Raw genomic sequence first — 24291 nt, forward strand, 5'->3', positions numbered from 1 at the left:
TCCAACTGTCAGTTTCTTGCGTCCCCACAGCGGGGCGTCAACTCTCCGACGACAAGATCATTAGGGGCTTGTTACATGTCTGCTTCCCTCGCATTCGTCTTTCCAGGACAGGGTTCGCAGTCCCTCGGCATGCTGGCCGAGTTGGGCGCGCAATATCCGCTGATCCTCGAAACATTCAAAGAAGCTTCCGATGCTCTGGGTTACGACCTGTGGGCACTGACCCAGCAAGGGCCGGAAGAGCAGCTCAATCAAACCGACAAGACCCAGCCGGCCATCCTCACTGCCTCGATCGCCCTGTGGCGCCTGTGGCTGGCTGAAGGCGGTGCGCGTCCGGCTTATGTGGCCGGTCACAGCCTGGGCGAATACAGTGCCCTGGTCGCGGCAGGCAGCCTGAGCCTGGGCGACGCCGTGAAGCTGGTCGAGCGTCGTGGTCAACTGATGCAGCAAGCCGTTCCGGCCGGGCAGGGCGCCATGGCGGCGATTCTCGGCCTGGACGACGCTGACGTGCTGGCGGCCTGTGCCGAGGCGGCGCAAGGCGAAGTGGTCAGCGCGGTCAACTTCAACTCCCCGGGCCAGGTGGTGATCGCCGGTGCCAAGGCGGCCGTCGAGCGTGCCATCGAAGGCTGCAAGGCGCGGGGTGCCAAGCGCGCCATGCCGTTGCCGGTCAGCGTGCCGTCGCACTGTGAGCTGATGCGTCCTGCGGCCGAGCAGTTTGCCGAGTCCGTCGCCGCGATTGACTGGCAGGCCCCGCAGATTCCAGTGGTGCAGAACGTCAGCGCACAAGTGCCGGCCGATCTGCAAACCCTCAAGCGTGATCTGCTCGAGCAACTGTTCAAGCCAGTACGCTGGGTCGAGTCCGTACAGGCGCTGGCGGCCAAGGGCGCGACCAATCTGGTCGAGTGCGGCCCGGGCAAAGTCCTGGCCGGCCTGAACAAGCGTTGCGCCGAAGGCGTGTCGACATCCAACCTCAATACCCCAGACGCCTTCGCTGCCACCCGTGCAGCGTTGGCCTGAATCAGGAGAAGCTTGCATGAGTCTGCAAGGTAAAGTTGCACTGGTCACCGGTGCGAGCCGTGGCATCGGCCAGGCTATCGCCCTGGAATTGGGTCGTCAGGGCGCCATCGTGGTGGGTACCGCTACTTCCGCCGCAGGTGCCGAGCGCATTGCCGCCACCCTGAAGGTAAATGGTATTCAAGGCACGGGCCTGGAACTCAACGTCACTAGCGACGAGTCCGTGGCCAGTGTTCTTGCGAGCATCCAGGAGCAATTCGGTGCGCCGGCGATCCTGGTCAATAACGCCGGTATCACCCGCGATAACCTGATGATGCGGATGAAAGATGACGAATGGCATGACGTCGTCGATACCAACCTGAACAGTCTGTTCCGCCTGTCCAAGGGTGTTTTGCGCGGCATGACCAAGGCGCGTTGGGGTCGAATTATCAGTATTGGTTCGGTTGTGGGTGCCATGGGCAACGCAGGCCAAGTAAACTATGCAGCCGCCAAGGCAGGTCTGGAAGGTTTCAGTCGCGCTTTGGCCCGTGAAGTGGGCTCGCGCTCGATTACGGTCAACTCGGTGGCTCCTGGGTTCATCGACACCGATATGACCCGCGAACTGCCTGAAGCGCAGCGTGAAGCCCTGCAGACACAAATTCCGCTGGGTCGTCTGGGGCAAGCTCAAGAGATCGCGTCTGTGGTCGCTTTTCTTGCGTCGGACGGTGCGGCTTACGTTACTGGGGCTACAATCCCGGTGAACGGCGGGATGTACATGAGTTAAATGTGACGGATCGCTTCAAAAAAATGTCATACGAGCTGTCTAAAATCCGTTATAAAGCTGCAATCTATTTATAGGCAGCCGGTCGTCAGGGTTTGAGGAGTGAAGCTTTCAGTTGAAAAACTGAAAAGCCTTTCTATACACTTACCCACTGGCCAGCTGCCTGAATTTGTCCATTAGGAGTGAAAACAAGGTATGAGCACCATCGAAGAGCGCGTCAAGAAAATCGTTGCTGAGCAACTGGGCGTTAAAGAAGAAGAAGTGGTGAACACTGCTTCCTTCGTTGAAGACCTGGGTGCCGACTCCCTTGACACCGTTGAGCTGGTGATGGCTCTGGAAGAGGAATTCGAGACCGAAATCCCTGACGAAGAAGCTGAGAAGATCACTACTGTACAAGCTGCCATCGATTACGTTACTAGCCACCAGGCGTAATAGTTTGTAATCGTTGTTAGCTGTCATGGAAAAACCGCACTGCCATCATGGCGTGCGGTTTTTTCTTTAGGTCTGATGCAAAGTCGTCATTTGAAAAAGGAGAGTGCTGTGTCGCGTAGACGCGTCGTAGTCACCGGTATGGGTATGTTGTCGCCACTGGGCACGGATGTGCCGAGCAGCTGGCAGGGCATTCTGGCTGGCCGCAGTGGCATTGGTCTGATCGAACACACTGACCTTTCTGCCTATTCCACTCGTTTTGGCGGCTCGGTAAAGGGCTTCAATGTCGAGGAGTACCTGTCGGTCAAGGAAGCTCGCAAACTCGACCTGTTCATTCAATACGGTCTGGCGGCCGGATTTCAGGCGGTGCGTAATGCCGGCCTGGAAGTCACCGATGCCAACCGTGAGCGTATCGGCGTGGCTATGGGCTCGGGTATTGGCGGACTGACCAATATCGAAGAGACCAGCCGCACGCTGCATGATTCCGGGCCGCGACGGATTTCGCCGTTTTTCGTGCCGGGCTCGATCATCAATATGATTTCCGGTTTCCTGTCGATCCACCTGGGTATACAGGGACCTAACTACGCCATTGCCACTGCCTGCACCACCGGTACTCACTGTATCGGCATGGCTGCGCGCAACATTGCCTACGGCGAAGCCGATGTGATGATTGCCGGCGGTGCCGAGATGGCCGCCTGTGGCCTGGGCATGGGGGGCTTTGGTGCTGCCCGTGCACTCTCCACGCGTAATGACGAGCCGACCCGCGCCAGCCGTCCATGGGACAAGGGCCGTGATGGTTTTGTACTGTCCGACGGTGCCGGGGCCCTGGTTCTCGAAGAACTGGAGCACGCCAAGGCACGCGGGGCGACCATCTACGCCGAGCTGATTGGCTTTGGTACCAGCGGCGATGCCTATCACATGACCTCGCCTCCGGCGGACGGTGCCGGTGCTGCTCGCTGCATCGCCAACGCCCTGCGTGATGCGCGGATCAATGGCGACCAGGTGCAGTACATCAATGCCCACGGCACCTCGACCTCGGCCGGCGACCTCGCCGAAGCCCAGGCGATCAAGACCGTGTTCGGCGATCACGCCTACAAGCTGGCCATCAGCTCGACCAAGTCCATGACCGGCCACCTGCTGGGTGCCGCGGGCGCCGTTGAGGCGATCTTCAGCGTGCTGGCGATCAACGGCCAGGTCGCGCCGCCAACCATCAACCTGGACGAGCCGGACGAAGGCTGCGATCTCGATTTTGTGCCGCACACTGCGCGTAACATGGATATCGACGTAGTGCTGTCCAACTCCTTCGGGTTTGGTGGCACCAACGGTTCGCTGGTGTTCCGTCGGTTCGTCGACTGATGGAAAGCTGGGTCGACGGTCAGCCGGCTGACGCACTGTCGCTAAAAGACCGCGGCCTGGCCTACGGCGATGGCTTGTTCGAGACCATCGCCGTCAGGGGCGGCCAACCCGTATTGCTGGAACGCCACCTGCAACGCCTGGCCGAGGGCTGCTTGCGCCTGGCGCTGGCGGCGGATCACAGGCTGATTCGCGCCGAACTGGTGGCCTATGCCGCCGAGCTCGGCGACGGCGTGCTCAAGCTGATCCTGACCCGCGGCGACAGTCAACGCGGTTATGCCTTCGACCCTGCAGCTACGCCGCGACGTATCCTGCAAGGCAATCCCCCTGCACATTACCCCAGCGTTCATGCCGAGTACGGCGTGCGCCTGTTCCCCTGTGCCACGCGTTTGGCCAGCCAGCCGCTGCTGGCCGGCCTCAAGCACCTCAATCGTCTTGAGCAAGTCCTTGCCCGCGCCGAGTGGCAGGGGCCTGAATGCGCAGAAGGGTTGATGTTGGACGTAGATGCCCGAGTCATCGAGGGTGTGTTCAGTAATTTGTTCATCGTGCGTGATGGCGTGCTGCTGACCGCCGATTTGCGCCGATGTGGTGTCGCCGGGGTGATGCGGGGCGAATTATTGTTTCAAGCCAAGTCACTGGGGATCCCCACTGAAATCACTGACATCAGCCTCGAACAACTGCAACAGGCCGATGAAGTCTTTGTCTGCAACAGCGTCTACGGCATCTGGCCGGTAAACGCATATGCTGCGCTGAGCTGGCCGGTTGGGCCGCTCACCCGTAAACTGCAGGGAATTGCCCGCGCGCTACTGGATGCTTGATTCGTGAGACGTAAACTCTTGCTGCTGCTGGAAACCGGATTGGTTCTGGCGGGGCTGCTGCTGGGCGCTTCGGCCTGGAAAATCAATTCGGCGCTGGAACAGCCACTCAACATTACTCAGGAAGAGTTACTCGACGTACCCACTGGCTCGACGCCGTCCGGGACCTTCAATCGCCTGGAAGCCGACGGTGTGCTCGAGGACGCTTTCTGGCTGCGCCTGTACTGGCGTTTCAACCTGGCCACCCATCCCTTGCACAGCGGCGAATACCGCATGCTGCCGGGCATGAGCGCACAAGGCCTGATCGGCCTGTGGCAGCGCGGCGAAGTGGTCCAGTACAGCCTGACGCTGGTGGAAGGCTGGAACTTCCGCCAGGTGCGTGCAGCGCTGGCGAAAAACGATAAGCTCGAACAGACCCTGGCCGGCCTCAGCGACAGCGAGCTGATGGAAAAACTCGGGCATGCCGGTGTATTTCCCGAGGGTCGGTTCTTTCCGGACACCTACCGTTTCGTCCGCGGCATGACCGATGCCGAAGTCCTGGAAAAGGCCTACGATCGGCTGGAAGAAGTGCTGGCCAAGGAATGGAGCAAGCGCTCCCCGGATGTGCCGTACAACGAGCCCTACCAGGCGCTGATCATGGCGTCTCTGGTGGAGAAGGAAACCGGGGTGCCACAGGAGCGCGGACAGATTGCCGGAGTGTTTGTACGGCGCATGCAGATCGGCATGATGCTGCAGACCGATCCGACCGTGATCTATGGCATGGGTGAGCGCTACAACGGAAAGCTGACCCGCGCGTCCCTGCGCGAGCCGACGCCCTACAACACCTATGTGATTTTCGGCCTGCCGCCGACCCCGATTGCCATGGTCGGCCGTGAAGCGATTCACGCGGCCCTCAACCCGGTGTCGGGCAGCAGCCTGTACTTCGTCGCGCGCGGCGACGGCAGCCATGTATTTTCCGATGACCTGGATGCCCACAACAACGCCGTGCGCGAGTATCAACTCAAGCGCCGCGCCGACTATCGTTCCAGCCCTGCGCCCGCCAACGGTGCGGTGACGCCCGAGGAGCCGGCGCCGGTGGTGCCGCAGGTGCCCGAGGTGCCAGCAGTACCCGAAGCGCCTGAGGCGGTCCCGCAGGATCAACCGCCTGCGCCGCCAACGCCTGACGCCCAGGCACCGCAAAGCCCGCAATGACTCTGACTAAGGACTGCCTGTGACTGGCTTGTTTATTACCCTGGAAGGCCCCGAAGGCGCCGGCAAAAGCACCAATCGCGAATACCTTGCCGAACGCCTGCGTGACGCCGGTATCGAAGTGGTGCTGACACGCGAGCCCGGCGGTACCCCCTTGGCCGAGCGCATCCGCGAAGTGCTGCTGGCGCCGGTCGATGAAGTCATGCATGCCGACACCGAGCTGTTGCTGGTGTTCGCCGCGCGCGCCCAGCACCTGGCCGAGGTCATCCGCCCGGCGCTGGCGCGCGGCGCGGTGGTGCTCTGTGACCGGTTTACCGATTCGACCTACGCCTATCAGGGCGCCGGCCGCGGGTTGTCGCTGGAGCGCATCGCGGCGTTGGAGACCTTCGTCCAGGGCGATTTGCGCCCGGACCTGACCCTGGTGTTCGATTTGCCGATCGAGATCGGCATGGCCCGCGCCAGTGCCCGTGGCCGACTGGATCGGTTCGAGCTGGAAGGCCGGGTGTTCTTCGAGGCCGTGCGCGCGGCATTCCTCCAGCGTGCCGCGGCAGATCCGCAGCGTTACCTGTTGGTCGATGCCGCCCAGCCATTGGCGCAGGTGCAGCAGGCGCTGGACGGCTTGCTGCCACAGTTGCTGGAGCGTCACCGTGGCTGAAGCCTATCCGTGGCAGGACAGCCTCTGGCAGCAACTGGCCGGCCGCGGGCAGCACGCCCACGCCTACCTGCTCCATGGCCCCAAGGGCATTGGCAAGCGCGCCCTGGCCGAGCGTCTGATGGCGCGCCTGCTGTGCCAGCGGCCAGACGGCCTGGACGCTTGCGGACAATGCAAATCCTGCCTGCTGCTCAAGGCCGGCAGCCATCCGGACAACTACATCCTCGAGCCGGAGGAGGCGGACAAGGCGATCAAGGTCGACCAGGTCCGTGAGCTGGTCAGTTTCGTGGTCCAGACCGCGCAGTTGGGCGGGCGCAAGGTGGTGCTGATCGAGCCGGTGGAGTCGATGAACATCAACGCCGCCAACGCCTTGCTCAAAAGCCTCGAAGAACCGTCTGGTGACACCGTGCTGTTGCTGGTCAGCCACCAGACCAGTCGCCTGTTGCCGACCATCAAGAGTCGCTGTGTACAGCAAGCCTGTCCGCTGCCCAGCGAGGCCATGAGCCTGGCATGGCTGGCCCAGGCGTTGCCCGATTGCACGCAAGAGGAGCGGGTCGAGTTGCTGACCCTGGCAGCCGGTTCGCCCCTGGCAGCGGTCACCCTGCAGGCCCAGGGCGTACGCGAACAGCGGGCGCTGGTGGTCGACGGGGTGAAGAAACTACTCAAGCAACAGCAGTCGCCCACCCAACTGGCCGAAGGCTGGAATGCGATCCCGCTGCTGTTGTTGTTCGACTGGTTCTGCGACTGGTCGAGCCTGATCCTGCGTTATCAACTGACCCAGGATGAAGCCGGCCTCGGCCTGGTGGATATGCGCAAGGTGGTGCAGTACCTGGCGCAGAAGTCTTCCCAGGACAAGGTGCTGAACATCCAGGACTGGATCCTGGCCCAGCGGCAGAAGGTCCTGAGCAAGGCTAACCTCAACCGTGTGCTGCTGCTCGAGGCCCTGCTGGTGCAGTGGACAGGGTTGCCGGCTCAACGTTAAACCGCGCTGCCCGGACTGTGTCCGGGCGCCCCACCCATACGATTTAGTTGCAACCTCACTATGCTTGTAGATTCCCATTGCCATCTCGACCGTCTCGACCGTCTCGACCTCGCCGCCCACGACGGCTCCCTGGACGCTGCCCTTGAGGCGGCGCGCCAGCGCGGGGTCGGGCATTTCCTGTGTATCGGCGTCAGTGTCGACAACGCGGCCGACGTCAAGGCGCTTGCCGAGCGCTACGACGACGTCGACTGCTCGGTGGGCGTGCATCCGCTGGACGTCCAGCCGGGCGCGGCACCGGCGTTGGACTGGCTGTTGCACGAGCTCAATCATCCGCGCGTGGTGGCCATTGGCGAGACGGGCCTTGACTACCATTACGAGCCAGAGGCGGCCGAGCTGCAGCAGCAATCCTTCCGCCTGCACCTGCAAGCCGCCCAGCAAACGGGCAAGCCGGTGATCGTCCACACCCGTGGCGCACGTGCCGATACCCTGGCATTGCTGCGCGAGGCAGCCTTGCCCCAGGCGGGTGTGCTGCATTGCTTCACCGAAGACTGGGACATGGCCAAGGCGGCGCTTGACCTGGGCTTCTACATCTCGTTGTCCGGCATCGTCACCTTCCGCAATGCCGATGCCTTGCGTGATGTCGCGAGCAAGGTGCCGGCCGATCGCCTGCTGGTGGAGACCGATTCCCCCTACCTGGCGCCGATTCCTTACCGCGGCAAACCTAACCTGCCGCAATACGTACGCGAAGTGGCGGAGTTCCTGGCGATGCTCCGCGGTGAGTCCTACGAGCGGTTTGCCGAGCAGACCACCGAAAACTTCAAGCGACTGTTCCCCTTGGCCCACGTTAAGTCGGTTTGAGCGACGGCCTGGGGAGGCAAATCGCAGGCAAAAAAAACCCGGGTTCTGGGGGGTGAATCCGGGTTAAGACCATTAGGAGTAAAACAAAGGTACGCGGTCCGTTGGTACCTATATCCACGCGCCACTTGGGGGAGATGACGCGCCGACATTTCAAGTATTGATCAGTATTGCGCCGAGTCCAGTTTGCTCCCCGGGTTTCTTAAACATATTTGGAATACCGGCGCTTCGCTTGAGTTCTCACTGCTTGGCGATGGCTGCGACTATGGCGATAGTTTCGTCGATCACGCGTTTTTCGGTATAGAAGTGCGGGGAAAACCGCACACCCGGCCCGCGCGGAATACACACTACCTGCTGGGCCTTGAGAGCCTCGTACACGACCTGGTTATCGATGCCGTCGATGCTGAAGGAAAAAATCCCCCCGCGCCGAGCCGGATTGAGCGGGCTGTGCAGGGTGATCCCGGCGATTGCGCCCAAACCGTCCTGCAGCCACTGCACGCGTTCGGCGATGAGTGTGGCGACGGTCGGCATGCCGACTTCTTCCAGTAACGACAGACTCGCCTCCAGGGCCATCGCGCCGAGCATGTTCGGGCTGCCGCACTCAAAACGCCGGGCACTCTTGGCCGGCTCCCAGGTGGTGCGGGTGTAGTCGCCCATGTGTTCAAGCATGTGCCAGCCGAATTCGTGCAGCTTGAGTTGTTCGCGCAGTTCGCTGCGCACGTAGAACACCCCCAGGCCTTCCGGGCCCAGCAACCATTTGTGGCCATCGGCCATGGCAAAGTCGCATTGATAGCTCTGGACGTCGAAGGGCAGGGCGCCGAGTTGCTGGATGGCGTCGATGCAAAACAGCACGTTTTGCTGTTTGCAGCCGGCTCCGAGGCGCTGCAGGTCCAGGCGCAGGCCGCTGGCAAATTGTATGGCGCTGACCGACATCAAGCGCGTGCGGGGGCCGCAGGCAGCCAGCAGCGCGCCTTCCGGATCGTCGCTCTTGAGGCTGGCCTGGATCACTTCGACGCCTTGCGCGGCCAGGGCTTCCCAGACGATGCGGTTGGATGGGAACTCCTCATCGCTGATGACGATCTGGTCACCGCTCTGCCAGGGCAGTCCGAAGGCGACAAAAGACAGCGCTTCAGAAGTATTTTTGACCAGCGCGATGTCGTCCGTCGACGGTGCGTTTAGCAGGCGCATCAGGCGTTCACGCAGGCGCTGCTCCAGTGACATCCAGTCCGAATAGTCCCGCGCGCCCAGCAAAACGTTCTCTTGGGCGAAGCGCGCCACGGCGCTGGCCGCCCGATTTGGCCAGGGCGCGACGGCTGCATGATTCAAATAGCGAAGGCCTGGAGCCTGTACAAATTCATCAAGAAACGTAGTCATGGTCGGATGATCCGTGCAATTTGGCGCAAGTTAGGCATAATACGCGGCTTCGAATTTTGACCCCTACAGACCTTTTTCTTATGCACAAAGAACCTCGTAAGGTCCGTGAGTTTCGTCGCCGCGAGCAAGAAATTCTCGACACCGCGCTCAAGCTGTTCCTCGAACAAGGTGAAGACAGTGTCACCGTCGAGATGATCGCTGATGCCGTGGGTATCGGCAAAGGCACCATCTATAAGCACTTCAAGTCCAAGGCGGAGATCTATCTGCGCCTGATGCTCGATTACGAGCGTGACCTGAACGAGCTGCTGCACTCTGCCGATGTCGACAAGGATAAGGAAGCCCTGTCCCGGGCCTACTTCGAATTCCGCATGCGCGACCCGCAACGCTACCGGTTGTTCGATCGCCTGGAAGAGAAAGTGGTCAAGGGCAACCAGGTGCCAGAGATGGTCGAGGAGTTGCACAAGATCCGCGCCTCCAACTTCGAGCGCCTGACCCTGTTGATCAAGGGCCGGATCAGCGAAGGCAAGCTGGAAGACGTGCCGCCGTATTTCCACTACTGCGCATCCTGGGCGCTGGTGCACGGCGCGGTGGCGCTGTATCACTCGCCGTTCTGGAGCAATGTGCTGGAAGACCAGGAAGGTTTCTTCCAGTTCCTGATGGATATCGGCGTGCGCATGGGCAACAAGCGCAAGCGCGATACCGACACCCCAGGCAGCTGATTCATTCAGCAGCCTTATTGCGCCATGTTTCCCTGTATGGCGCAGTGCCCCAGGAATATACTCAGGCTTAGGTATTGCTAAAACTTGATTTGTGAGTCAAGTTTTAGCTTTTCCGCACCGACTTCCGCCGGAGTAATCCATGATCGTTGACCGACAAGGCAGGCGCTTCCGCAATTTGCGCGTCAGCCTGACCTCCGCCTGCAACTATGCCTGTACCTACTGCGTGCCTAACGGCAAGCGGCTGGTGGCTGCGCAGGACGAGCTGTCGGCCGAAGCCATGGCGCGCGGGGTTGCGTACCTGATCGAGGCGGCTGGCATCGAGCGGCTGCGCATTACCGGCGGTGAGCCGCTGGTGAGCCCGAAGCTGGAAACCTTCATGCGGGCGGTCGGGCAGATGGGCCTGGATGAGATCAGCCTGACCACCAATGGCCAGTTGCTGGGCAAAAAGCTGCAGTTGCTGGTGGATGCCGGTATTCGGCGGATCAACGTTTCCCTCGATACCCTCGACCCGGCGGCCTTTCGCGGCATCGCTCGCGGTGGCGATCTGCCGACGGTGCTCGATGGCATGCAGCAGGCCCGCGCCGCGGGCATCAAGATCAAGGTCAACATGGTACCGCTGCGCGGGCAGAACCTGGACCAGGTGATGCCCTTGCTCGAATACTGCCTGGAGCGCGGCTATGAACTGCGTTTTATCGAATTGATGCGCATGGGCCACCTGGCCTCTGACTCGAATGCCTTCCTGCAGCAGTTCGTCAGCCTCCAGCAGCTACTCGGCCTGATTGGCGAGCAATACGAATACCTGCAAGCCGATGCGCCGGTGGATGCCACGGCGGTGCGCTATGAAATCCCCGGGCTCGGCCATTTTGGCGTGATCGCCAATGAAAGCGTGCCGTTCTGCCGGACCTGCTCGCGCCTGCGCTTGTCGTCCACGGGCTGGTTGCATGGCTGCCTGTCATCGAGCAATCGGCATTATGTCGGCGACCTGCTGGACAAGCCCCGTCACCAGGCCTTGCCGGCGTTGCAACGGCTGTTGGTGAAGGCCCTGGGGGACAAGCAGGAAGTGGCATTTTCCGGTGGCGCGACCGTGATGAAAATCATCGGCGGCTGAGCTGGCGCGGAAGCTGCATCTTGCCCGGATTCGCCGGTTTTCCGTCACCGGCTTCTGGAGGGTAAGGATGCGTAGCCTGGTTTTGCTGCTGGCGGTTGTCACGCTTGGCGGCTGCATGACTGTCAGCGACATGGGCGAAGGGGTTCGCGATCAGATGAGCGACGCCGGTTTTCTCGATCACAGCGACAGCCGTCGGGTGAACAACCTGCGTATTCAGCCAGACTCGTTCATCTACATTGCCCAGGGCCCGTTTGCCCCGCCTGGCAGTGCCGAGCCGCGCCCCAACGTGGTTGCCGAACAGGCTTTCAACGGCTTTATCGAGTATTTCCCGATGGTCCGTCGCGCCCGCGCGCCCGAGGGCCTGGATGCCGCCATGGGCGAGGCACGGGCTGCAGGCGCCCATTACCTGCTCTATACCCGCTTTGCCAGCGCCGACGACCGCATCGGCAACTCGGATGAATGGCTCGATCAAGAGGCTGTGGATCGCCTGGGTATCGACAAAGGGGTGATTCAACTGATGTTGATCGAGACCAGCACCCAGTATTTGATTGATACTGCACGGATCAAGAGTCGTGGCGGTTTACTGACGTTCCACGACACCAGGCCAGAAGATCTGCTGGGCCCGCCGCTGGCGCAATATGCGCGTAGCCTGCTGGGCCTGGGCGATCAGTAGTTCAACCGGAGAACAACATGAGTGGTGCGCAAAAAGCTAACGATCTGCTGGGGCAAATCCCCAAGTCCAAAGGCTTGCCGCCGGTTCATCTGTGGAACCCCGACTTCTGTGGCGACATCGACATGCGCATCGCCCGCGACGGCACCTGGTACTACCTGGGCACGCCGATCGGGCGCAAGCCGATGGTCAAGCTGTTCTCCACCATCATGCGCCGCGACGGTGACGATTATTTCCTGATCACCCCGGTGGAGAAGGTCGGGATCAAAGTGGATGACGCGCCTTTCGTGGCCGTGACCCTGGAGGTGCAAGGCGAGGGTGAGGCCCAGGTTTTGCGTTTCACCACCAACGTCGAGGAAGTCACCGAAGCCGGGCCAGAGCACCCTCTGCGAGTGGTCATCGACCCGCAGACCCAGGAACCAGCCCCTTATGTGCACGTACGGAGCAACCTCGAAGCCTTGATCCATCGCAACGTGTTCTACCAACTGGTCGAGCTCGCGGTCACCCGCGAACTCGACGGCCAGCGCTGGCTGGGGGTTTACAGCGGTGGCGAGTTTTTCCCCATCGGGCTCGAGCCCTGAGCGTGACTGACACGAGCACCCTACGCCTCCTGCAATGCCTTGCTCACGACCAGCCAGCGCCACAATAACCGCCCGATGGTGATCAACCAGTTCAACAGCGCCACGCCCAGCACCACCAGCAGCATCGCCGGCAGCCCTTGCTCGACGATTATCCTGCCCGCCAGCCAGGGAAAGCCGAATACCCCGACAAAATAGCCCAGGCTGAACAGCAGCAGGGCTTGAGAGGTGCTGCCGGGCGGCGCTTCGTTGGCGGCCAGGCCATTGATCACCGAGTAGGTCAGGCCGTAGCCGATGCCCAGCACCACGGCTGCCAGCAGGTAGCTGAAGGCATCGTCGACGACGAAGCCGAACATCAGCACCGACACCACCATCAATCCTGACAGCAGGCAGGATGCCCAGTAAGGGTCGCGCTTGACCACGAAGCTGGCAATCAGCATGCGGCTGGTAATCGCCGCGCTCATGAACCCGAGAAAGAACAGCGAGTAATCCAGCGCACGCGCGGCGGCGTAGCTGGTCTGAAAGCTCGACAGCCCGCCGAAGACACAACCACCCAGGCCCACCATGATGATCGGGAACAGCGCCCTGGAGGACATCACCCGAACCGTCGCCGCCCAGGAAATACGCGATAGCGCGGCATTGCCCAGCTGATTGGGTCGTTGCGAAAGCACTGCACCCAGGCGCCAGAACAGCAGCGCACCGATCAGGCTGGCGAGGGCGGCAAGGAAAAACGCGCTGCTCAGTGGATAACCCAGGGCGCTGGCGGCGCGCCCCAGCAAGGGCCCGGACCCGATGCCGGTCATCATGCTGCCCGACAGCAGGGCGAAATACCTGGTCCGTTGTGCTGCGGGCACCAGCATGGCCACGATGATCGGCCCCAGGGTGTAGAACACGCCCCAGCCCAAGCCCAGGGTCAGGCCAAAAAACAGCAAGGCGCTGCCAAAGCCCGGCGTCAGGGCAAACCCCAGGCTGGCCAGCACCAGCAGGCCGCCGAACAGGGCAATCGAACGCGCGGCACCGAACAGGTCCGACAAATGCCCGGAAACCAGCACCGCGGCGAAGGTGCTGAGCATCGCCGCGGAAATCACGCTGCCGGCATCGTGCTCGTTACCGCCCCGTGAGCTGATCAGCAGGGACAGTAAAAAGGTCGAGCCGTAGGACAACGACAGCAGGTAGCTGGCGAGGCAGAACAGGCCAAACAGTTTTCCCGCAACGGCGGAGTCCGGAGTAGGGCGACGGGGCATGGCGATATCTCGTGACCGGTAGGTTTGTCGAACCCTTATCTACCACGGCCAGCCCGAGTGTTTGTTCTGTGGTTGGCGGTTTCAGGGTTAGCGGATAGCGGAGTAACCCCTGGGCAGCGCGAGTCCTTTGATCAGCACCAGCGCTGCCTGGAGAAAATTTGACAGTGCCATGTGACGAACGTCGATCGGCGACATAGTATGGCGTTTTCATTCGTTCTCAAGGGACGTCCATGTCGATCGAGATCCGCCCGGCCACACCCAGCGATGCCCCGCAAATTCTCGCCTTCATCACCGAGCTGGCGGATTACGAGCGCGCCCGCCATGAAGTCATCGCCAGTGTCGCCGACATCGAACGCAGCCTGTTCAGTGAAGGTGCCACCGCTCACGGCCTGATCTGTCTGCGCGATGGCCTGCCGATCGGGTTTGCGGTGTTTTTCTTCAGCTATTCGACCTGGCTGGGCAGTAACTGCCTGTACCTTGAAGACCTGTACATCACGCCCGAGCAGCGCGGCGGTGGCGCAGGCAAATACTTGCTGCGCCACCTGGCGAAGATTGCTTGCGCCAACGACTGCGGGCGTTTTGAATGGAGTGTGCTGGAGTGGAACACCCCAGCCATCGAGTTCTACAAATCCCTCGGCGCCCAGCCCCAGGAAGAGTGGGTGCGCTATCGCATGGACGGCAATGTCCTGCGTGATTTCGCCGAGGGGCGCTGAAGCGTTGCTCAGGCCTTGAGGGTCGCCATGTCGATGACAAAGCGATACTTCACATCGCCGGCGATCATGCGCGCATAAGCCTCGTTGATCTGGCGGATATCGAGCATTTCGATGTCACAGGTGATCCCGTGTGCAGCGCAGAAATCCAGCACTTCCTGGGTTTCGGCAATGCCACCAATCAGCGAGCCAGCGAGGACCCGGCGGCTCATCACCAGTTTGCCGGCGTGGACCGGTGGATCGATGGGTTCAATCAAGCCCACCAGGATGTGCACGCCGTCAAAGCGCAGGGTGTCGAGGTAGGGGTTGAGGTCGTGCTGCACCGGGATGGTGTCGAGCAGGAAATCGAACTGTCCGGCCGCCGCAGCCATCTGCGCGGCATCGGTGCTGACGATCACGTGGTCGGCCCCCTGGCGACGCCCTTCTTCAGCCTTGCTCGCCGAGCGAGTGAACAGCGTCACTTCGGCGCCCATGGCCTTGGCGAACTTGATCCCCATGTGGCCCAGGCCTCCCATGCCGAGAATGCCGACCTTGTCGCCAGCCTTCACGCCGTAGTGCTTGAGCGGCGAATAGGTGGTGATACCGGCGCAGAGGATCGGTGCGGCGCTGGCTGGGTCCAGTTGCGACGGGATGCGCACCACAAAGTGTTGATTGACCACGATGCTGTCGGAGTAGCCGCCCATGGTGTTGCTGCCGTCGACCCGGTCCGGGGTGGCGTAGGTCATGGTCGGGCCTTCGCGGCAGTACTGCTCCAGGTCAGCCTGGCAGGCTTCGCAGTGGCGGCACGAGTCGACCATGCAGCCGACGCCGACCAGGTCGCCGACTTTATGTTGGCTGACGTCGGCGCCGATGGCTGTGACCCTGCCGACGATCTCGTGGCCCGGCATCAGCGGGTAAACGGCAATCCCCCATTCGTTGCGTGCCTGGTGGATGTCGGAGTGGCAGACGCCGCAGTAGAGGATCTCGATTGCGACGTCGTCAGCTCGTGGGCTACGACGTTGGAATTGCACGGGGGCGAGGGGAGTGGTGGCCGACTGGGCGGCGTAACCGATGGCGGTGTACATGATGAACCTCGCAAATACAGTGACAGGAGAGGCGGCGCATTCTGGGCGCCAAGGCGGTCAACGGCCATGGCGATTCCTCCGGGTGTCATGCCTAATCCTCCGGCATCGGCCTGCCAAGGCTCGCATTGGCGAGCAGACCTGCGATGATGCTTTCATCCCATTTTTGCGAAGTTTTTCCTATGTTGCTGACCCGTCATCTCGACGCCAATGCCAGCCTGGTGGCGTTGATCGAGCCGCTGGCCACCGGTGATGGCTTCACCCCGACCGCGTTGCCCGGCGTGCAGGTACTGCGCGCCAGTTGCGACGTTGCCCGCGGCCCTCATATCTATGAGCCGAGCCTGATGATCATCGCCCAGGGCAGCAAACTGGCGTACCTGGGGCCGCGGACCATGGAGTATGGGGCCGGGCATTACCTGATCCAGGCATTGCCGGTGCCCTTCGAATGCGAAACCTATGCCTTGCCCAATGCCCCCTTGCTGGGGGTCTCGGTGGCGATTGACCGGGTGCTGCTGGGGGAGTTGGTGCTGGCCATGGGGCTGGCGCCAGGGCGGGCCGGTGCCGCACAGACGCCCGAGTCGATGACCTCGGTGGTGCTCGATGACGGCATGCGCGGTTGTGTCGAGCGGTTGTTGTCGTGCCTGCACGATCCGCTGGAAGCTCGGATCATGGGGCCGGCGCGCCTGCGTGAATTGTTGTTCACCGCCCTGCGCGGGCCCCAGGCCGATGTGCTGCGGGCGCTGGTGGAGCAGCAGGGCCAGTTCGCCCGCGTCGCGGCGTCGATCAGCCATCTGCATGCGCACTACAACGAGCCGTTGAACGTCGAGACCCTGGCCAGCTGCGCCAACATGAGCGCCTCGACTTTCCATGAACACTTCAAGCGCAGCACTTTGTTGTCGCCGGTGCAGTACTTGAAGCGCCTGCGCCTGCTCAAGGCTCAGACTTTGCTGGTGGCCGAGGGCCTGGGCGTGGCGCAGGTGGCGCATCGGGTCGGTTATCAGAGCACGTCGCAGTTCAGTCGCGAGTACAAGCGCTACTTCGAGCGCAACCCGGGAGACGAGCGCGCCGCTTGACCCAGCCGTGCGCTGCTCGGCAGCTGCTACCAGAGCTTTATTGCAGGCAACAAAAAGGCCCCCATTCGGGAGCCTTGATGTTCAGGCATACGGCTTACATGTTCGGGTAAGTCGGTCCGCCCGCGCCTTCCGGCGTCACCCAGGTGATGTTCTGCGCAGGGTCCTTGATGTCACAGGTCTTGCAGTGCACGCAGTTCTGGGCGTTGATCTGGAAGCGTTTCTCGCCGTCTTCCTTGGTGATCACTTCATACACACCGGCCGGGCAGTAGCGCTGCGCAGGCTCGTCGTAGAGCGGCAGGTTCTTGCTGATCGGGATGCTCGCGTCGGCCAGCTTGAGGTGGCACGGCTGCTCTTCTTCGTGGTTGGTGCCGGAGATGAACACCGAGCTGAGCTTGTCGAAGCTGAGTTTGCCGTCGGGTTTCGGGTAGTCGATCTTCTTGCAGTCGGCCGCCAGCTTCAGGCACGCGTAGTCTGGCTTGGTGTCGTGCAGGGTGAACGGCAGCTTGCCGCCGAAGATGTTCTGGTCGAGCCAGTTGACCCCACCGCCGACGATCGCGCCGAACTTGTGGATCGCTGGACCGAAGTTGCGGCTGGCGAACAGTTCTTCGTACAGCCAGCTTTTCTTGAAGCTGTCGACATAGGCCGTCAGTTCGTCGCCGCCTTCGGATTCGGCGAGCAGGCGATCAGCCACCGCTTCAGCCGCGAGCATGCCGGACTTCATCGCCGTATGGCTGCCTTTGATCTTGGCGAAGTTCAGGGTGCCCAGGTCGCAACCGATCAGCGCGCCGCCCTTGAAGACCATTTTCGGCAACGAGTTCAGGCCGCCTTTGCAGATTGCCCGGGCGCCGTAGCTGATGCGCTTGCCGCCTTCCAGGTATTGCTTGAGCACCGGGTGATGCTTGAGGCGCTGGAACTCGTCGAATGGCGACAGGTAGGTGTTGCTGTAGGACAGGTCGACGATCAGGCCCACGACCACCTGGTTGTTTTCCAGGTGATAGAGGAACGAGCCGCCGGTGTTCTCGGTGCCCATGATATCCAGCGGCCAGCCGGCGGTGTGGACCACCAGGCCAGGCTGGTGCTTGGCCGGGTCGATTTCCCAGATTTCCTTGAGGCCGATGCCGTAGTGCTGGGCGTCGGCATCGCTGTCCAGGTTGAAGCGCTTGATCAGTTGCTTGCCAATGTGGCCGCGGCAACCTTCGGCGAACAGCGTGTACTTGCCGCGCAGTTCCATGCCGGGGGTGTACAGGCCTTCTTTCGGATTACCTTCGCGATCGACGCCCAGGTCACCGGTGATGATCCCGCGGACCACGCCATTTTCGTCGAACAGGGCTTCCTGTGCGGCGAAGCCGGGGTAGATTTCCACGCCCAGGTTCTCGGCCTGCTGGGCGAGCCAGCGGCACAGGTTGCCCAGGGAGATGATGTAGTTGCCTTCGTTGTGCATGGTCTTGGGCACAAAGAAGTCAGGAACCTTGACGGACGCCTCGGGGTTGCGCAGCACATAGATGTCATCGCGCACGACCGGGGTGTTGAGCGGGGCGCCGAGCTCTTTCCAGTCCGGGAACAATTCGTTCAGGGCTCGAGGTTCGAACACCGCGCCGGACAGGATATGCGCACCGACTTCGGAGCCTTTTTCGACCACGCAGACGCTAATTTCCTTACCGGCTTCGGCGGCCTTCTGCTTCAATCGGCAGGCGGCGGAAAGACCAGCGGGGCCGGCACCGACGATGACCACGTCGAATTCCATGTATTCGCGTTCCACAGGTTATCTCCTACTCAAGGCTCAACAGTTTTTTTTCTAATTGGAGGTTTGGTGTAGCCTCGATCAATTGCTCTGCCCTGTGGGCAGGAGGACAATCGAGGGCCCACCTTTCTCTCTAGGTGGCGCATTATATCTACACCACTCTCAGCGTCCAATACAAACGTTTGTTTGAAATTGCTGGAAGCCAGATAAATCAAAGAAGCGCGGCTTATAACTGACCATTTTGCCGTATTGACCGGAATAGGCGTTCCGGTCAAGATACGGGCGGTTTTGCGCTCGCCGTAGGCTGACTGTTGGTTTCAAGAGCACCTCTAAAGACAGGGCGAAGGCAGTACAAGGTGATGCGCAATGTGGGTTCGCGGCGAAGTCTACACGCTGTGAAAACGAATGACTTGTCAGTCACCGCTGACGAACGGTCATTTGCCTCCTGAGCAGGATTACCCGATACACAGGCCGGCGTTTTTAGAGGTGCCCTTGTGCCCGATGAGCATCAACCGCCAGGTTCGCCTAGGCGACTTTCTTTTCACCGGAGAGTAACGAGGAATCCATGAAGGTTCTTGTAGCTGTCAAACGAGTGGTCGACTATAACGTCAAGGTCCGCGTCAAAGCGGATAACTCCGGCGTCGATCTCGCTAACGTCAAGATGTCGATGAACCCTTTCTGCGAAATCGCAGTGGAAGAAGCCGTACGCCTGAAAGAGAAAGGTGTTGCGACTGAAATCGTCGTCGTCTCCATCGGCCCGTCCACCGCTCAAGAGCAACTGCGCACCGCGCTGGCTCTGGGTGCCGACCGCGCCATCCTCGTCGAATCCGCCGAAGACCTGACTTCCCTGGCCGTTGCCAAGTTGTTGAAAGCTGTTGTCGACAAGGAACAGCCGCAGCTGGTGATCCTCGGTAAACAAGCGATCGACAGCGACAACAACCAGACTGGCCAGATGCTCGCTGCATTGAGCGGCTACGGTCAGGGCACCTTCGCTTCGAAAGTCGAAGTGTCTGGCGACAGCGTTGCCGTGACTCGTGAAATCGACGGCGGCGCGCAGACAGTTTCCCTGAAACTGCCAGCCATCGTCACCACCGACCTGCGTTTGAACGAGCCGCGTTATGCGTCCCTGCCAAACATCATGAAAGCCAAGAAGAAGCCGCTTGAAGTGCTGACTCCGGATGCTTTGGGCGTTTCCACTGCCTCCACCAACAAGACCCTGAAAGTCGAAGCGCCGGCTGCACGCAGCGCGGGTATCAAGGTCAAGTCGGTGGCTGAACTGGTCGAGAAACTGAAAAACGAAGCGAAGGTAATCTAATCATGACTATCTTGGTAATCGCTGAACACGACAACAAGGTTGTGGCCCCGGCCACCCTGAACACCGTGGCTGCCGCTGCGAAGATCGGTGGCGACATCCACGTCCTGGTCGCTGGCCAGAACGTTGGCGCGGTGGCTGAAGCCGCTGCGAAAATCGCTGGCGTGGCAAAAGTGTTGGTGGCCGACAACGCCGCCTACGCACACCAACTACCGGAAAACGTAGCGCCATTGGTTGCCGAGCTGGGCGCTGGCTACAGCCACATCCTGGCTGCCGCCACTTCCAACGGTAAAAACATCCTGCCGCGCGTTGCCGCGCAGCTGGACGTTGACCAGATCTCCGAGATCATCTCGGTAGAAAGCGCTGACACCTTCAAGCGCCCGATCTACGCCGGTAACGCGATCGCCACCGTGCAATCGAACGCCGCCGTAAAAGTGATCACCGTGCGGGCCACCGGTTTCGACCCGGTTGCAGCTGAAGGTGGTTCGGCTGCTGTTGAAGCGGTTGCTGCTGCTCACGATGCTGGCACCTCCAGCTTCGTTGGCGAAGAGCTGGCCAAATCCGATCGTCCGGAACTGACCGCTGCCAAGATCGTCGTTTCTGGCGGTCGCGGCATGCAGAACGGCGACAACTTCAAACACCTGTACGCCCTGGCCGACAAGCTGGGCGCTGCTGTCGGCGCTTCCCGTGCCGCGGTTGACGCAGGTTTTGTACCCAACGACATGCAGGTCGGCCAGACCGGCAAGATCGTTGCTCCACAGCTGTACATCGCCGTCGGTATTTCCGGCGCGATCCAGCACTTGGCCGGCATGAAAGACTCCAAAGTGATCGTTGCGATCAACAAGGACGAAGAAGCGCCGATCTTCCAGGTGGCTGATTACGGCCTGGTGGCGGACTTGTTCGAAGCCATCCCTGAGCTGGAGAAGCTGGTCTAATCCAGCGGCTTCACTTATAAAGAGCCCGGCCTTTTGGCCGGGCTTTTTATTGTCCGCGAGTTGAGAGTGGAGACATACGCCATGGATTTGCGTCGCTTGAGCGGTTGGTCGATGTTCCTCGGCCTGACCCTATTGCCCCTTGTATCGAACGCTGCCGGCAAATGCGAACGCCTGGTGGTGACCGGCAGCCCCGATGCGCCGCCCTATCTGTGGCAAGACCCGCAGGACCCTGTGCACCTGATCGGCGCCAATGCCGACTTGCTGCAGCAGGTGGTGGCGGAGTTGGGGCTCAAGGTCGAGTTGCGTTTTGCCGGCAAGCGCTCCCAGGCGCTGGAGGAGGTGCGCAGCGGGCGCATCGACATGCTGGCGGACGCTCCGCTGGCGACCGGGCAACTGGAGGCGCTGGACTACATACACCCGGCACTGGCCAGCAATGACTACCTGGTATGGACCCGCAATGGTTCGACGCTGGACTACAGCGAGGCCAAGGATTTGAGTGGGCATCTAGGCGCAGTGTCGCAGCAGGCACGGCTGACCCAGGATTTCGCAGCGTTCGCGCAATCGCAACTGACCCTGGTCAGTACGCCGAACCTGACCCAGGCGTTTCAGAAATTGCTGCTGGGCGAAGTGGAGTTTGTGTTGGCGGGGCGGTACGCCGGGATGGCCATGACACAGACCCTGAGTATCGCCAACGACGTGCAGGCTTACGCCCAACCGGTGGATAAACCCGGGCTGTTTCTGGCTATTTCCCACAACTCGGCGTGCAACGATCCATGGTTGCGCGGACAGTTAGCCAAAAAGATGACAGAATTGCCCGCGTCCGGTCTGACTGAGGCCGTGCTACAGCGCAATCTGGAGCGCTGGAAAGCACAATTGAAACAGCCCGTCAGCACCCCAAAACAGTAGGGATTTTTAGTGACTATTCGACCTCTTTTCGCTGCCCTGGCCGTCACGGCTCTGGCGGGTTGTGCAGCCGATCCGGCGCCGAATGAACAAATGCGTTTGACCGGGCAGGCCCTGGAACAGGCGACCGCGGTGGGGGCCACCGCCGAGGAAGTGCCGGAGCTGAAGCTGGCAGAAGGCAAGTACACCCAGGCCAAGGCCGATATGGCCGACCAGTCATTCAAGGATGCCCGTGTGCAGGCCGAGCAGGCCGAACTGGATGCACGCCTGGCCGAGGCCAAGGTCCTGACGCTTAAAAGCCAGGAGCAACTGAACGTTCTCAACACCCGCATCGCGCGCTTGCGCAAGCAGTTGGGAGACGCCCAATGAAGCTTGCGAATGGCGTCCTCGGCGGCCTGCTGCTGGCCAGCCTGTACGGGTGTGCGGGCCAGCACAGCGATGTGGCATTGCAACAAGCCTATAACGACTTCCAGAAGGTCAAGGAAGACTCCAACGTATTGCGCATCGCGCCCAAGGACGTGATCCGGGCCGGTGAATCCCTGGCCCGGGCCGATCGCCTGTCCAGCTATTGGGGCAGTGGCGCCGATGTGCAGCACTATTCCTACCTGAGTCAGCGTTACAGTGAGATTGCCCGGCAACACAGCGAGAAAGTGCTCAACGAAGAGCGCGCAGCCAAGCTCGAGCTGGAGCGCCAACGCCTGCAACTGGCATTGCGCGAGGCCAAGTTGCTCAGCGTGCAGCAGCAGGGCAAATGGCTGGAAGAGCAGATCATCAGCCTGGCAACTACCCAGACCGATCGCGGGCTGGTGATGACCCTTGGCGATGTGCTGTTCGACACTGGTGAGGCGGAGCTCAAGAGTTCGGCCAATCGCACGGTGCTGAAAATTGTCCAGTTCCTGCAGCTCAACCCCAAGCGTGTCGTGCGCATCGAGGGTTACACCGACAGCACGGGCGGCAAACAGGAAAACCGCAAACTGTCCCGGGACCGCGCCCAGGCGGTGGCCGACATGCTGATGGACCTGGGTGTTGACGATAAACGTATTCAAGTCGAAGGTTATGGCGATGAATACCCGGTAGAGGCCAACGCTTCCGAGCGGGGCCGGGCGCAGAATCGCCGGGTGGAAATTGTGTTCTCCGACGAAAAAGGCCAGCTCGGCGCTGCCCGCTAAGGTCAGCGTTACTGGAAAGCCCGGCACCTGTAGAGGTGCCGGGTTTTTTTTGGCCTGCCAATCGGCGCACAAAACAGTACAGTTTTTACTGACACTGGGCTGTACGGTCGACTATTGTGGCAACTGTCCCCGTACACTTCTAAACTGTGCCGGTATAGTTCTCTACAAAAATAAAATGCCCGTGAAATCGAGTGCTGCGTCATGACCAATCTTTTGCTCTATCAACGTATCGCTCAGCAGCTGGCTGAGGATATCCGGCGCGGCGTGTATCAGCCTGGCGAGCGTGTGCCTTCGGTGCGCAAGATGAGCTCGCAGCTCAATGTCAGCCATGCGACGGTGCTCCAGGCCTATGCCAACCTGGAAGACCAGGGCCTGATTCGCGCACGTCCGCAGTCGGGTTACTACGTTCACCAGACCCCGGCCCTGACCGCGCCGACCCCGGATATCGCCCGGGTCGAGCGCCCGGGCCTCGTGACCCGCAGCAGCATCATCCAGCAAGTGTTGGTGGAGTCACGCCGCGAAGGGGTGTTCCCACTGGGCGCCGCTGTGCCCAGTGTCGACTATCTGCCGGTGCGGGCGCTGCATCAGCAACTGGCCAAGGTCACGCGTTTTCACAGTCCGCGGGCGTTCAGCTACATGTTCAGTCCCGGTTTCGAGCCCTTGCGCCGCCAGGTGGCGATTCGCATGCGCGACGCCGGGGTGGTGGTCGACCCATCCGAAGTAGTGATCACCCACGGTTGCGTCGACGCCCTGCAGATGTCCTTGCGCGTGCTGACCCGCCCCGGTGACCTGATTGCCGCAGAGTCGCCGACCTATTACGGCCTGTTGCAACTGGCCGATCTGCTCGGCCTCAAAGTCATCGAGATTCCCAGTGATCCGTCCACCGGCATGAGCCTGGAAGCCCTGCAACTAGCCGCCAACCAGTGGTCGATCAAGGCCCTGGTGCTGACCACCCGCCTGAGCAACCCCCTGGGTGGCACTATGCCGGAAGAGCGGCAGAAACAACTGCTGCGCCTGGCCTCGGACTTTGATATCCAGGTGGTCGAAGACGATATCTACGGCGAGTTGATGTTCGAGCAGGGGCGCACCAAGTCCCTCAAGGCCTATGACCGCCTGGATCGGGTGATCTACTGCTCGAGCTTTTCCAAGACCCTGTCCCCCGGGGTGCGCATCGGCTGGATGATCGCCGGCAAGTACCAGCAAGAAATCCAGCGCCTGCAGACCTTCAGTACCCATTCGGCCTGCAGCGTCACGCAGATGGGCATCGCGGCCTACCTGGAGAACGGCGGTTACGATCGACACCTGCGCTACATTCGCCAGGAATATCGCAAGAACCTCAGTGCGTTCCAGCTGGCAGTGCAGCAGTATTTCCCCGAAGGCACCCAGATGACCCGACCCACTGGCGGTTTCATCCTGTGGGTCAGTTTGCCGGGACGGGTCAATACCCAGGAATTGCACGTGCGGGCTTTGCAGCAGGGGATCAGCATCGCCCCAGGACTGATTTTCAGTAACACCGAGCAGTTCAACCACTGCATTCGCTTGAATTGCGGCATCCCCTGGAACCGTGAAGCCGAGCGAGCCTTGATGACACTGGGCATGCTCGCGACCCAGCTGTGTCAGGAAACCGCCAGCGGTTTTTGAGGCATCGC

25 protein-coding genes are annotated in these 24291 nt (G+C 61.1%); 21 read left to right on the top strand and 4 right to left on the bottom strand.

Annotated features, from left to right (window positions below):
• Positions 1-75: 75 nt before the first annotated feature.
• From fabD to ACM6IP_RS21930, 9 genes are all read left to right on the top strand, one after another.
• Positions 76-1014, top strand: a complete 939-nt coding sequence (gene fabD / locus ACM6IP_RS21890; protein ID WP_095167640.1) for an ACP S-malonyltransferase — start codon at positions 76-78, stop codon at positions 1012-1014.
• Positions 1015-1030: 16 nt separating this feature from the next.
• The gene (gene fabG, locus ACM6IP_RS21895; protein ID WP_414862265.1) at positions 1031-1774 is read left to right on the top strand and encodes a 3-oxoacyl-ACP reductase FabG; all 744 of its coding nucleotides are present in this window, start codon (positions 1031-1033) and stop codon (positions 1772-1774) included.
• Between the two features lie 192 nt (positions 1775-1966).
• Entirely contained in the window at positions 1967-2203 is a 237-nt protein-coding gene (gene acpP, locus ACM6IP_RS21900; RefSeq protein ID WP_003175607.1) for an acyl carrier protein, read from the top strand.
• 108 nt (positions 2204-2311) lie between these two features.
• Positions 2312-3556 (top strand): beta-ketoacyl-ACP synthase II, encoded by a 1245-nt coding sequence (gene fabF, locus ACM6IP_RS21905; protein ID WP_095167644.1) that lies wholly within the window; start codon positions 2312-2314, stop codon positions 3554-3556.
• Positions 3556-4371, top strand: coding sequence for an aminodeoxychorismate lyase (pabC, locus tag ACM6IP_RS21910; RefSeq protein WP_414862266.1), 816 nt, complete (start codon positions 3556-3558; stop codon positions 4369-4371). Before fabF ends, pabC begins: the two co-directional genes overlap by 1 nt.
• A 3-nt stretch (positions 4372-4374) precedes the next feature.
• Entirely contained in the window at positions 4375-5559 is a 1185-nt protein-coding gene (gene mltG, locus ACM6IP_RS21915; RefSeq protein WP_414862267.1) for an endolytic transglycosylase MltG, read from the top strand.
• A 19-nt stretch (positions 5560-5578) separates the two neighbouring features.
• Positions 5579-6211, top strand: a complete 633-nt coding sequence (gene tmk / locus ACM6IP_RS21920; RefSeq protein ID WP_095167651.1) for a dTMP kinase — start codon at positions 5579-5581, stop codon at positions 6209-6211.
• Positions 6204-7190, top strand: a complete 987-nt coding sequence (locus ACM6IP_RS21925; protein ID WP_095167653.1) for a DNA polymerase III subunit delta' — start codon at positions 6204-6206, stop codon at positions 7188-7190. The genes tmk and ACM6IP_RS21925 overlap by 8 nt, the downstream gene beginning before the upstream one ends.
• A gap of 60 nt (positions 7191-7250) precedes the next feature.
• Entirely contained in the window at positions 7251-8048 is a 798-nt protein-coding gene (locus ACM6IP_RS21930) for a TatD family hydrolase (protein WP_414862268.1), read from the top strand.
• Positions 8049-8285: 237 nt separating this feature from the next.
• Here ACM6IP_RS21930 and ACM6IP_RS21935 read toward each other — a convergent pair whose 3' ends face one another.
• On the bottom strand, positions 8286-9419 hold the full coding sequence (locus ACM6IP_RS21935; RefSeq protein WP_414862269.1) for an aminotransferase class V-fold PLP-dependent enzyme: 1134 nt from the start codon (positions 9417-9419) through the stop codon (positions 8286-8288).
• A gap of 80 nt (positions 9420-9499) precedes the next feature.
• Between ACM6IP_RS21935 and ACM6IP_RS21940 the strand changes: the two genes are divergently transcribed.
• The 4 genes from ACM6IP_RS21940 (at position 9500) to ACM6IP_RS21955 (ending at position 12497) form a co-directional block, all read left to right on the top strand.
• Positions 9500-10138, top strand: coding sequence for a TetR/AcrR family transcriptional regulator (locus ACM6IP_RS21940; protein WP_095167659.1), 639 nt, complete (start codon positions 9500-9502; stop codon positions 10136-10138).
• 139 nt (positions 10139-10277) lie between these two features.
• The gene (locus ACM6IP_RS21945; protein ID WP_414862270.1) at positions 10278-11246 is read left to right on the top strand and encodes a GTP 3',8-cyclase MoaA; all 969 of its coding nucleotides are present in this window, start codon (positions 10278-10280) and stop codon (positions 11244-11246) included.
• Between the two features lie 67 nt (positions 11247-11313).
• Positions 11314-11919, top strand: coding sequence for a DUF4823 domain-containing protein (locus ACM6IP_RS21950; RefSeq protein WP_095167662.1), 606 nt, complete (start codon positions 11314-11316; stop codon positions 11917-11919).
• Positions 11920-11936: 17 nt separating this feature from the next.
• The gene (locus ACM6IP_RS21955; RefSeq protein ID WP_095167663.1) at positions 11937-12497 is read left to right on the top strand and encodes a DUF1285 domain-containing protein; all 561 of its coding nucleotides are present in this window, start codon (positions 11937-11939) and stop codon (positions 12495-12497) included.
• Positions 12498-12517: 20 nt separating this feature from the next.
• On the opposite strand, the gene ACM6IP_RS21960 is transcribed toward ACM6IP_RS21955, so the two are convergent.
• Positions 12518-13738 carry an MFS transporter gene (locus tag ACM6IP_RS21960; protein WP_414862271.1) on the bottom strand — a complete coding sequence of 407 codons (1221 nt, stop codon included), beginning with the start codon at positions 13736-13738 and terminating at the stop codon, positions 12518-12520.
• A gap of 230 nt (positions 13739-13968) precedes the next feature.
• Between ACM6IP_RS21960 and ACM6IP_RS21965 the strand changes: the two genes are divergently transcribed.
• On the top strand, positions 13969-14451 hold the full coding sequence (locus tag ACM6IP_RS21965; RefSeq protein WP_095167667.1) for a GNAT family N-acetyltransferase: 483 nt from the start codon (positions 13969-13971) through the stop codon (positions 14449-14451).
• Positions 14452-14459: 8 nt separating this feature from the next.
• Here ACM6IP_RS21965 and ACM6IP_RS21970 read toward each other — a convergent pair whose 3' ends face one another.
• Complete coding sequence (locus ACM6IP_RS21970) at positions 14460-15512, bottom strand: NAD(P)-dependent alcohol dehydrogenase (RefSeq protein WP_414862272.1); 1053 nt, start codon at positions 15510-15512, stop codon at positions 14460-14462.
• A gap of 179 nt (positions 15513-15691) precedes the next feature.
• Here ACM6IP_RS21970 and ACM6IP_RS21975 point away from each other — a divergent pair, with 179 nt between their 5' ends.
• Positions 15692-16582 carry an AraC family transcriptional regulator N-terminal domain-containing protein gene (locus ACM6IP_RS21975; RefSeq protein ID WP_414862273.1) on the top strand — a complete coding sequence of 297 codons (891 nt, stop codon included), beginning with the start codon at positions 15692-15694 and terminating at the stop codon, positions 16580-16582.
• A 94-nt stretch (positions 16583-16676) separates the two neighbouring features.
• Here ACM6IP_RS21975 and ACM6IP_RS21980 read toward each other — a convergent pair whose 3' ends face one another.
• On the bottom strand, positions 16677-18341 hold the full coding sequence (locus tag ACM6IP_RS21980; protein ID WP_159994518.1) for an electron transfer flavoprotein-ubiquinone oxidoreductase: 1665 nt from the start codon (positions 18339-18341) through the stop codon (positions 16677-16679).
• Positions 18342-18888: 547 nt separating this feature from the next.
• Between ACM6IP_RS21980 and ACM6IP_RS21985 the strand changes: the two genes are divergently transcribed.
• The 6 genes from ACM6IP_RS21985 to ACM6IP_RS22010 all read left to right on the top strand — a co-directional run bounded on the left by ACM6IP_RS21985 (position 18889) and on the right by ACM6IP_RS22010 (position 24283).
• Positions 18889-19638 carry an electron transfer flavoprotein subunit beta/FixA family protein gene (locus ACM6IP_RS21985; RefSeq protein WP_003226982.1) on the top strand — a complete coding sequence of 250 codons (750 nt, stop codon included), beginning with the start codon at positions 18889-18891 and terminating at the stop codon, positions 19636-19638.
• A 2-nt stretch (positions 19639-19640) separates the two neighbouring features.
• On the top strand, positions 19641-20570 hold the full coding sequence (locus ACM6IP_RS21990; protein ID WP_401126698.1) for an electron transfer flavoprotein subunit alpha/FixB family protein: 930 nt from the start codon (positions 19641-19643) through the stop codon (positions 20568-20570).
• A gap of 81 nt (positions 20571-20651) precedes the next feature.
• A complete protein-coding gene (locus tag ACM6IP_RS21995) occupies positions 20652-21476 on the top strand; it encodes a substrate-binding periplasmic protein (protein WP_414862274.1) in 825 nt (274 codons plus the stop codon).
• Between the two features lie 9 nt (positions 21477-21485).
• Complete coding sequence (locus ACM6IP_RS22000; RefSeq protein WP_095167678.1) at positions 21486-21842, top strand: DUF4398 domain-containing protein; 357 nt, start codon at positions 21486-21488, stop codon at positions 21840-21842.
• Positions 21839-22642 (top strand): OmpA family protein, encoded by an 804-nt coding sequence (locus ACM6IP_RS22005; protein ID WP_095167679.1) that lies wholly within the window; start codon positions 21839-21841, stop codon positions 22640-22642. The genes ACM6IP_RS22000 and ACM6IP_RS22005 overlap by 4 nt, the downstream gene beginning before the upstream one ends.
• Positions 22643-22843: 201 nt before the next feature.
• Positions 22844-24283, top strand: a complete 1440-nt coding sequence (locus tag ACM6IP_RS22010) for a PLP-dependent aminotransferase family protein (RefSeq protein ID WP_095167681.1) — start codon at positions 22844-22846, stop codon at positions 24281-24283.
• The last annotated feature ends 8 nt before the right edge of the window (positions 24284-24291 follow it).

This window comes from Pseudomonas sp. IT-P176, from assembly GCF_949767245.1.
In the GTDB taxonomy this organism is placed as follows: Bacteria; Pseudomonadota; Gammaproteobacteria; order Pseudomonadales; family Pseudomonadaceae; genus Aquipseudomonas.

Bases quoted from the DNA above. Each gene is read 5' to 3' on its own strand.
- fabD (WP_095167640.1), top strand. From the start codon at position 76: ATGTCTGCTTCCCTCGCATTCGTCTTTCCAGGACAGGGTTCGCAGTCC.
- fabG (WP_414862265.1), top strand. From the start codon at position 1,031: ATGAGTCTGCAAGGTAAAGTTGCACTGGTCACCGGTGCGAGCCGTGGC.
- acpP (WP_003175607.1), top strand. From the start codon at position 1,967: ATGAGCACCATCGAAGAGCGCGTCAAGAAAATCGTTGCTGAGCAACTG.
- pabC (WP_414862266.1), top strand. From the start codon at position 3,556: ATGGAAAGCTGGGTCGACGGTCAGCCGGCTGACGCACTGTCGCTAAAA.
- ACM6IP_RS21930 (WP_414862268.1), top strand. From the start codon at position 7,251: ATGCTTGTAGATTCCCATTGCCATCTCGACCGTCTCGACCGTCTCGAC.
- ACM6IP_RS21935 (WP_414862269.1), bottom strand. From the start codon at position 9,419: ATGACTACGTTTCTTGATGAATTTGTACAGGCTCCAGGCCTTCGCTAT.
- ACM6IP_RS21940 (WP_095167659.1), top strand. From the start codon at position 9,500: ATGCACAAAGAACCTCGTAAGGTCCGTGAGTTTCGTCGCCGCGAGCAA.
- ACM6IP_RS21945 (WP_414862270.1), top strand. From the start codon at position 10,278: ATGATCGTTGACCGACAAGGCAGGCGCTTCCGCAATTTGCGCGTCAGC.
- ACM6IP_RS21950 (WP_095167662.1), top strand. From the start codon at position 11,314: ATGCGTAGCCTGGTTTTGCTGCTGGCGGTTGTCACGCTTGGCGGCTGC.
- ACM6IP_RS21955 (WP_095167663.1), top strand. From the start codon at position 11,937: ATGAGTGGTGCGCAAAAAGCTAACGATCTGCTGGGGCAAATCCCCAAG.
- ACM6IP_RS21960 (WP_414862271.1), bottom strand. From the start codon at position 13,738: ATGCCCCGTCGCCCTACTCCGGACTCCGCCGTTGCGGGAAAACTGTTT.
- ACM6IP_RS21965 (WP_095167667.1), top strand. From the start codon at position 13,969: ATGTCGATCGAGATCCGCCCGGCCACACCCAGCGATGCCCCGCAAATT.
- ACM6IP_RS21970 (WP_414862272.1), bottom strand. From the start codon at position 15,512: ATGTACACCGCCATCGGTTACGCCGCCCAGTCGGCCACCACTCCCCTC.
- ACM6IP_RS21975 (WP_414862273.1), top strand. From the start codon at position 15,692: ATGTTGCTGACCCGTCATCTCGACGCCAATGCCAGCCTGGTGGCGTTG.
- ACM6IP_RS21985 (WP_003226982.1), top strand. From the start codon at position 18,889: ATGAAGGTTCTTGTAGCTGTCAAACGAGTGGTCGACTATAACGTCAAG.
- ACM6IP_RS21990 (WP_401126698.1), top strand. From the start codon at position 19,641: ATGACTATCTTGGTAATCGCTGAACACGACAACAAGGTTGTGGCCCCG.
- ACM6IP_RS21995 (WP_414862274.1), top strand. From the start codon at position 20,652: ATGGATTTGCGTCGCTTGAGCGGTTGGTCGATGTTCCTCGGCCTGACC.
- ACM6IP_RS22005 (WP_095167679.1), top strand. From the start codon at position 21,839: ATGAAGCTTGCGAATGGCGTCCTCGGCGGCCTGCTGCTGGCCAGCCTG.
- ACM6IP_RS22010 (WP_095167681.1), top strand. From the start codon at position 22,844: ATGACCAATCTTTTGCTCTATCAACGTATCGCTCAGCAGCTGGCTGAG.